The 6036-nt window shown below is 65.2% G+C and carries 6 protein-coding genes and 1 tRNA gene; 4 read left to right on the top strand and 3 right to left on the bottom strand.

Annotated features, from left to right (window positions below; genetic code table 11):
- Together QJT78_RS47615 and QJT78_RS47610 are read right to left on the bottom strand one after the other, a co-directional pair.
- On the bottom strand, positions 1–785 hold a 785-nt coding region (locus tag QJT78_RS47615; protein ID WP_281460741.1), incomplete at its 3' end, for an Hpt domain-containing protein.
- A gap of 195 nt (positions 786–980) precedes the next feature.
- Positions 981–1634 (bottom strand): histidine phosphotransferase family protein, encoded by a 654-nt coding sequence (locus QJT78_RS47610; RefSeq protein ID WP_028151231.1) that lies wholly within the window; start codon positions 1632–1634, stop codon positions 981–983.
- Between the two features lie 171 nt (positions 1635–1805).
- Here QJT78_RS47610 and QJT78_RS47605 point away from each other — a divergent pair, with 171 nt between their 5' ends.
- Entirely contained in the window at positions 1806–2636 is an 831-nt protein-coding gene (locus QJT78_RS47605) for a 3'(2'),5'-bisphosphate nucleotidase CysQ (RefSeq protein ID WP_028151232.1), read from the top strand.
- Positions 2637–2644: 8 nt separating this feature from the next.
- On the opposite strand, the gene QJT78_RS47600 is transcribed toward QJT78_RS47605, so the two are convergent.
- Positions 2645–3130 carry a YHS domain-containing (seleno)protein gene (locus tag QJT78_RS47600; protein ID WP_038945578.1) on the bottom strand — a complete coding sequence of 162 codons (486 nt, stop codon included), beginning with the start codon at positions 3128–3130 and terminating at the stop codon, positions 2645–2647.
- Positions 3131–3269: 139 nt separating this feature from the next.
- Here QJT78_RS47600 and QJT78_RS47595 point away from each other — a divergent pair, with 139 nt between their 5' ends.
- From QJT78_RS47595 to QJT78_RS47585, 3 genes are all read left to right on the top strand, one after another.
- Positions 3270–3875 carry a DUF1134 domain-containing protein gene (locus tag QJT78_RS47595; RefSeq protein ID WP_028151234.1) on the top strand — a complete coding sequence of 202 codons (606 nt, stop codon included), beginning with the start codon at positions 3270–3272 and terminating at the stop codon, positions 3873–3875.
- A 118-nt stretch (positions 3876–3993) separates the two neighbouring features.
- Positions 3994–5292, top strand: a complete 1299-nt coding sequence (locus QJT78_RS47590; RefSeq protein ID WP_028151235.1) for a hypothetical protein — start codon at positions 3994–3996, stop codon at positions 5290–5292.
- Between the two features lie 157 nt (positions 5293–5449).
- Positions 5450–5524: transfer RNA gene (locus tag QJT78_RS47585), tRNA-Val, on the top strand.
- Positions 5525–6036: the final 512 nt, after the last annotated feature.

Below are 6036 nucleotides of genomic sequence, written 5' to 3'. Positions count from 1 at the left end.
GAGACCATGGTCATCAGATGCTCCAGCGTATCCACGTTGACGCGGATCGACTGGTTGGCGATGCTGGCGCCTTCGCCTGCATTCTCGTCGGCCGTCGACTTCTTCGGCGCGACCTTTTCCTTGGCGGGCTTCGCAGCTTCCTTGGCGGCGGGCGCGGGAGCTTCAGCGGCCGGCGCAGGCTCGGCCTTGACGACAGGGGCCGGCGCTTCGATCGCGGTCTCGCGGAAGGCGCGCTCGAGCTCGTCGAGCGAGACTTCGCCCGGACGTAAGGGGCGCTCCAGGGTCTGGTCGATCAGCGAGCCCTGCGTCATCTCCTTGGCGGGTGCAGGCGCAGCAGCAACAGGGGCTTCCGGCACCAGCGGCGGCGCTTCGGCGACAGGAGCAGCAGCCCCGGCGGCCATTGCGGCCATGCCCTGCTCGACCATCGCTTCCAGCTTGTCGATGAGATCGCGGTCGGTGCCCTCGGGCTCGGCCTCGGTCGCCTCGAGGCCTGCGAGGATCTCCTTGATGCGGTCGATCGAGGACAGGATCACCGTCACGGCCTGCCCCGTCACCGGCATGCCGTCGCGGAATTTGCCCATCAGCGTCTCGCCGGCATGTGCCAGCGCTTCAAGCCGCGGCAGGCCGAGGAAGCCGCAAGTGCCCTTGATGGTGTGGACCAGGCGGAAGATGTTATCCAGGATCTTGGCGTTGTTCGGCTCCTGCTCGAACTTCACCAACTGATTGTCGACGGTGTCCAGGCTCTCGCTGGTTTCCGTCAAAAACTCCCGCAACAGATCATCCATGAAAACAGGCCTTCATACAGGGAGGGCGCGCACGACTTGTGATGCGCCATTTCGGAATGGGGCCAGCTTCACCGCAAAGCGTTTAATAATGGTTGAGTATGTGCAAAAGAACGGAACCAACAAAGAGATAAGGCGCTCCGGACAAGCCGAAGCGCCTCGTAAAGATTCGATTAACGCTTGAGAGCGGCGGCGCGCCTACGACGCGGTAACGGTGATGGCTTCGCCTTCGTGCGCGAGCCTCACGGTGAGCCCGCAAGCCTCCGCCAACAGCCGCGTATAATAAGGCTGGATCGCGTGCGCATCCGCGGCCGGGCCGCGCTCCCCGCTCAGGAGCTCGGAGATGTTCTGCGGCAGGCGCGCATTGTGACCGGTCGCGGTGACGCGAAAGCTCATGCTCTCGCCCTCGCCGATCGGATCGATCGTCAGCATGCCGCCGCGCGGGATCGTGTGCTGGGAAACAACCAGCATATTGAGCAGCAGCTTGACGCGATTCTTCGGCAGCAGGAGCCGCGGCAGATTCCACGTGATCGAGCACTTGCCGTCCTCGATATGGCCGCGCGCCATGGTCTGGGCGTCGCCGAGGTCGATCTGCGCGCCGGACGAGCCGGCCGCGCCGAAGGCCAGGCGACAGAACTGGAGGCGGGCGGAGGCGGTTTTCGCGCTCTTGCGGATCAAATCGAGCGCGAACTCGCGATCCTCGGGCTTGGGATCGTCGTCGAGCACTTCGAGCCCATTGACGATGGCGCCGACAGGGCTGATGAGATCGTGGCAGACCCGCGAGCACAGGAGCGCGGCGAGTTCGAGCGCATCTGGAGCGGTAGCGGTACCGGGTGACGGAGCGTCAGACATAAAGGGTTCCTGGAATTGCACGGCGCGGACGCAGCGAATCACGCATGCTTGACGAATGCCGCAGGTTCTAACATTCGCAAGCCCGTGGCAGCTAGCTTGCGATCGGTTCGAAGCGGCCATAAAGCCGCGGCGAATCAGTCGAGTAGGGATGGAATTGCCGATGAATGAGGCATGCAGGTGAAGCGGATCATCGACGGCCCGGCCGCCTCCCACCTGATGGAGCCGCTCACCGCGCTGGCGGTGAAGGCAGGCGAAGCGATCCTGGCGGTCAACCGCGCAGCAATGCGGGTCGACGGCAAGCAGGACGGCTCGCCGGTCACCGAGGCCGATCTCGCCGCCGACCGCATCATCGCTGACGGCCTGGCGCAGCTTGCGGCCGACGTGCCGACGCTGTCGGAAGAGCGCACCCAGCTCGCCTCGCCGCCATTCCGCGACAGCTTCTTCCTGATCGACCCCCTGGACGGCACCAAGGAGTTCGTTGCCGGCCGCGACGAGTTCACCGTCAACCTCGCCCTCGTGACCGAAGGCGTGCCGTTGCTGGGCATCGTAGCCGCGCCCGCGCTCGGCCTGCTCTGGCGCGGCATCGTCGGCCGCGGCGCCGAGCGCGTCAGGTTCGACGGCACGAGCATCGGTGCTGCCGAACCGGTCCGCACCCGCACGCTGCCGACGCAGGGCGAGCCCTGGATCGCGGCGGTGAGCCGTTCCCATGGCGACCTCAGGAGCGAAGCGTTCATCGACGGCCGGCCCAATGCGGTCAGGAAGACGGTCGGCTCGGCGGTGAAATTCGGCCGGATCGCGGAGGGCAGCGCCGACATCTATCCCCGCTTCGGACCCACTTGCGAATGGGATGTCGGGGCGGGCTGCGCGGTCGTGACGGCGGCCGGCGGCAAGGTCACCGACGGCAAGGGTGGCGAGCTCCGATTCGGCCAGCGCGGCGACACTGGCTTCATCATCCCGGAGTTCATCGCCTGGGGCGATCCGCGGGCGGCAGGCTGCTACTGACTGAGCTGTTATTGACCAAGCTGTTCCTGGAGCGCCGGCCAGCGCTTGCGCACCTCATAGAGGAAGCGCTCCGGGTCGGCGGCGAAGGCATCGCGGTTGGCCTCCCGGCTGAACAGATAGAGCCGCTGCGCCGAAATCACGTAGAAGCGGGGATTGGCGGCGACGGCCACGCCGCGGGCGATATCGGCCGGATCGTACCCGCCGAACTGCGGTCCGTAGATCTCGGGATGGGCCAGGAAGGACGCCCGGTTGCCCTCGTTGCGGAAACGCCAGACCGCGCCCCAGAGGTTGGCCTCGAACTCGGCCGTCCCCTGCACGGCCGCGCCATCGACGAAATAGGATACGGGGTCGAACCCCTCGATCGCCACGCCGCTGAAGCGGTTGACAACGATCCGCTCGGTGGTGGCAGCCTCGGCCGGCAAACCTGCGCAGGCGATCCAAATGCCCGCCAGCAGGCAGGCCAGAAAGCGGATCAAGGCGATTCCGGGGCGCAAAGGGCTATCTTCCTGCCGTTGTGCCGTCATAGTTGCTGCGGATAACATCCGAGTCGAGGGGACATCCGGCGCAACCTAGAGCCGTGCCTGTTGGCGTCAGGTTAAGGAAGCGGCGGCATTCGATACCAGGGGTTCTTTTATGACTTTCGCATCACGCCTTGCTGCGGTCGCGCTTGCCGCGCTGGTCGGCTGGATCGTCCCGGCCTCCGCCCAGCAGCCGCCGCCGCCCAATTTGCCGCCGCCGCAGCGGAGCCCGTCACCCAGCACCTATGGGCCGGACGAACTCGTGACCGCCGGCCACCGCTTCTTCGGCAACGTCTCGCGCGGGCTCGCCTCGATCATCGAGAAAGCCGTCAGCCAGTGGGGCCTGCCCAACGGCTATATCCTGGGTGAGGAAGGGTCCGGCGCCTTCGTTGCCGGCCTGCGCTACGGCGAAGGCACGCTCTACACCAAGAACGCCGGCGACCTGCGCGTCTATTGGCAGGGCCCCTCGCTCGGCTTCGACTGGGGCGGCGACGGCGCGCGCACCATGACGCTGGTCTATAACCTGCCCGCCACCAACGCGATCTACCAGCGCTTCGCCGGCATCGACGGCTCGGCCTATATCATCGGCGGCTTCGGCATGACGGCGCTCACCGCCAACAACATCGTGCTGGTGCCGATCCGCTCGGGCCTCGGGCTACGGCTGGGCGCCAATATCGGCTATTTGAAATTCACCCCGCGCGCGACCTGGAACCCGTTCTAGGGCTCCCTCCTCCATCCAATTCCGGATTCACGTTAACAACAGGGCGGGGCTGGCTTTTTGCCGGCCCGCCATGCATTGTCTTTGGTAAATTTTTCCTTGCTTTCGGAGTTCTGGCCCCATGGTCGAACCGATCATGTACCTGGCGATCGGCTTCCTGCTCTCGATGCTGTGCGGGCTTGCCATCGTGCCGCTGGTGCATAACCGCGCGGTCCGCCTGACCACGCGCCGGCTCGAGGCCGCCACTCCCCTGTCGATGGCCGAGATCCAGGCCGACAAGGACCAGCTCCGCGCCGAATTCGCCATGTCGGCGCGGCGGCTCGAGATGAGCGTCGACCAGCTCAAGAACAAGACCACGAGCCAGCTCGCCGAGCTCGGCAAGAAGAGCGACGCCATCAACCGCATGAAGATCGAGCTCGGCGAGAAGAACGCCACGATCTTCGCGCTGGAGGCGCGCGAGAAGGCGGTGAAGGAGCAGCTCCGCGCCACCGAAGAGGAATTCGGCGCCAAGACCGCAGCCTTGCGCGAGGCCGAGATTGCGCTGACCGACAAGCAGGGCGAGCTCGCAAAAATCAATTCCGAGCTGTCCGACCGCTCGATGATGGCGGAGAGCCGCCAGGTTGAGCTGGTCGTGGTGCGCGCGCAGATCGAGGAACTGAAGAATCGCGTCGGCGATGCCGAGAAGGAATTTGCCGCCACGCAGGCGCGGTTGACGCAGGAGCGGACCGAATCCGAGACCGCCTCCCGCGAGCTCGGCGATGCGCGCGGCCGTGTCGAGAATCTGAGCCAGCGCGTCACCGAGCTCGATCGCCAGCTGATCGTGCAGGTCAAGGAGGCCGAGATGCTGTCCGGCCGCGTCGCCGATCTCGAAGGCCGCCTCGCCACGCAGGGCAAGCTGCTCGCCGAGCGCGACTACGAGAACAACCAGCTCCGCCAGGCCAATGAGGGCAATGATCGCATCATCAAGGAGCTGCGCGTCGAGATCGCCGGCTTAAGCGGCGGCAAGTCGTCGGCGGCGTTCGAATCGCTCCGCGCGGAAAAGACCGCGCTGGAGGAGCAGCTGCGCACCGCGCGCGACGAACGCGCCAAGCTCCAGCGCGACATCAACGCGATCCAGCAGCAGGCGGAGAGTTCCTGGGCGACCGAGCGCATGGAGAACGCGCTGCTGCGCGAACGCATCAACGACATCGCTGCCGAGGTCGCCAAGCTCGCGATGCAGCTCGAAGGCCCGAACTCGCCGATCGAGGCCCTGCTTGCGGCCGAGGCCGGCCAGCCCCCGAAACCGGCGCCCCGCCCGGCCAATGATGCCGCCGGCAATGGCGCGGCCGCAATCACCCTGCCCGAAGGCGGCGGAACGCTCGCCGAGCGCATCCGCGCGCTCCAGGCCCACGCCTCCCGCGCCCGCCAGCAGGGCGCATAAGCGGCCCAAACCACGGTTTCGCCTGCGATTGCGTGATTGACGGAAGGTTTTCCGGCCTCGAGGCGCCTGGAAACTTGACACCTTTGGCCCGCACTTCTAAATCGCGGGCTCCGATGTGCCGGCCGGCCGAAAGTCCGGCCGTCGGCATGATGGTCCCGGGCGCATAGCTCAGCGGGAGAGCGTTCCCTTCACACGGGAGAGGTCCAAGGTTCGATCCCTTGTGCGCCCACCATCCAACGCTCTGAAATAACTTACAAATTAGACTTGAAGCTGGGATGCCAGAGCGTAGGAAAGCTCCTCTGAGGGCAGATCAGAGTAGGAACATGCGTGCATTCCCGTGCATTATCCGTGCATAATGTTCCCCACGTGTTCTCGTGTCTTCGCGATCACTTGGAAAGCTGCGGGGGGAAGCCCCCCGCGCCGGACGAATTATTCATCATTCGATTGTTGCAACGAACTTTTTCAGATTGGGCTTCTGCTTGTTCAGTTGGGTTTGGTTCACTGTAGAATACCGCCCCGCCATTGCGTGGCGCCCAGCGGGCAATATCGAAAAGAGCTGGCCCCGCAAATTCGGACAGTAGCTTGAGTGGATTTTCTGCCTGACAGCGGCGAGGATTCTTGCTGCGAATCAGGAGCCCCCGTGGGTCGGTCAAAATCCCCCGGGTATGGTCACTTGAAACTCCCCCACCTGATGATCGCCGTCAGCGCCGCTGAACAGCAGTAGCCGGTCAGGCAGGACGTTTA

The organism is Bradyrhizobium sp. Mp27, from assembly GCF_029953005.1.
GTDB classification, from domain to species: Bacteria; Pseudomonadota; Alphaproteobacteria; order Rhizobiales; family Xanthobacteraceae; genus Bradyrhizobium; species Bradyrhizobium barranii.
This window is presented reverse-complemented; position numbering and strand designations above follow the sequence as displayed.